Origin of the sequence: Pseudomonas fluorescens (assembly GCF_902497745.1) — a bacterium.
Taxonomy (GTDB): Bacteria; Pseudomonadota; Gammaproteobacteria; order Pseudomonadales; family Pseudomonadaceae; genus Aquipseudomonas; species Aquipseudomonas fluorescens_BM.
In genome coordinates, this window is the sequence record NZ_CABVHJ010000064.1 from 1 (window position 1) to 1,627 (window position 1,627).

The window sequence follows — 1,627 nt, forward strand, 5'->3', positions numbered from 1 at the left end:
TGCGATCCACCGGGCTGACCATCAGGTGCGCGTCGATCGGCGCGGTAATGCCGTACTTGCGCAATGCCGCGCAGACCATCGGACCGATGGTCAGGTTAGGCACGTAGTGGTTGTCCATGACGTCGAAGTGGACGAAGTCGGCGCCAGCGGCGAGAACGTTGTCTACTTCCTCGCCGAGGCGGGCGAAGTCGGCGGAGAGAATCGACGGAGCAATTACGAAGGGCTGCATGACGCACCTTTTCTGAGCTAAATCACGATGGCGCGCATTGTATACCTCAAGTTTCCAAGCGCGCACCGTGACCGCGATGATTGGGTTGTGCCATGACGGAGGACCGGCGCTGACTCAATAAGCCGCGCGGTAGATCTTCTCGATGTCCACAGCGCTGAGTTTGCGCGGGTTGTTGCGCATCAGACGCTCGATCCCCGCCGCTTCCACGGCCATCGCCGGGATTGCGTCTTCCGGGACACCGAAACTGCGCAGGCCGGCAGGAATTTCTACCGCTGCGCACAGATCGGTCATCGCTTGCACAGCTTTGTCTGCCGCTTCGGCTGCACTCAGATGAGCGGTCTTCACCCCCATGGCTTCGGCGATATCCTGCATCCGCTCGACGCAGGCCATCTTGTTCCAGGTCATGACATACGGCAGCAGCAAGGCATTGCTGACGCCATGGGCAATGTTGAAGCGCCCGCCCAGCGGATAGGCCAGCGCATGCACCGCGCCGACCCCGGCATTGCCGAACGCCATACCGGCCATCAGGCTGGCGGTGGCCATGTCTTCGCGCGCTTGCAGGTTGGCGCCGTTGGCGTAGGCCTTGGGCAGGGCTTTGGCGATCAGCTTGATGGCGCCGAGGGCCAGCGAATCGGTGATCGGCGAGGCATTCACCGACAGGTAGGATTCGATGGCGTGCACCAAGGCGTCGACGCCACTGGCTGCGGTGACGCTGCGTGGGCAGGTCAGAGTCATCTGCGGGCTGACCAGCGCGACATCCGGTAATAGAAAGTCGCTGACGATGCCTTTCTTCAACTGCGCGACTTTGTCGGAAAGGATCGCGACGTTGGTCACTTCGGAACCGGTGCCGGCGGTGGTCGGAATGGCGATCAGCGGCGGGCCTTTGCGTGGCACCTGGTCAACACCGAACAGATCTTCCAGTGCGCCGTGGTAACCGGCATACGCAGCGACACTCTTGGCGATGTCGATGGCGCTGCCGCCACCGAGGCCGATCAAACCGTCATGCCCGCCTTCGCGGTAAACGCGCATGCAGTCTTCGACGATGGCGATTTCCGGGTCCGGCAGTACGCGGTCGAAAATTTCGTAATCGCGCCCGCCGAGTTGCACCAGCGCCAGCTCCACCGTGCCGGATTTGACCAGCGCGGCATCGGTGACAATCAGCGGATTGTCGATATCCAGGCGTGTGAGTTCGGCGGCCAGTTGTTCGATGGCGGCAGCGCCGGTGATCAGTTTATGAGCGATTTTGAACTGGGACAGACTCATCGTGCGCAGCCTCTTATAGATGTGGGAGCTGGGCACAAGATTAGCTGGGGATTTGGGGTTGTCTGCTATTCAGGTGGTGAATGACTCATCGAGCGCAAGATCAACAGCCCCTCACCCTAGCCCTCTCCCGGAGGG

Annotated in this window: 1 protein-coding gene and 1 pseudogene; both read right to left on the reverse strand. The window is 61.3% G+C overall.

Annotated features, from left to right (window positions below):
- Positions 1 to 229, reverse strand: a pseudogene (locus tag F8N44_RS31195) (ribulose-phosphate 3-epimerase); the annotation flags it as partial.
- Between the two features lie 114 nt (positions 230 to 343).
- Positions 344 to 1,492, reverse strand: coding sequence for an iron-containing alcohol dehydrogenase (locus F8N44_RS31200; protein WP_150651628.1), 1,149 nt, complete (start codon positions 1,490 to 1,492; stop codon positions 344 to 346).
- Positions 1,493 to 1,627: the final 135 nt, after the last annotated feature.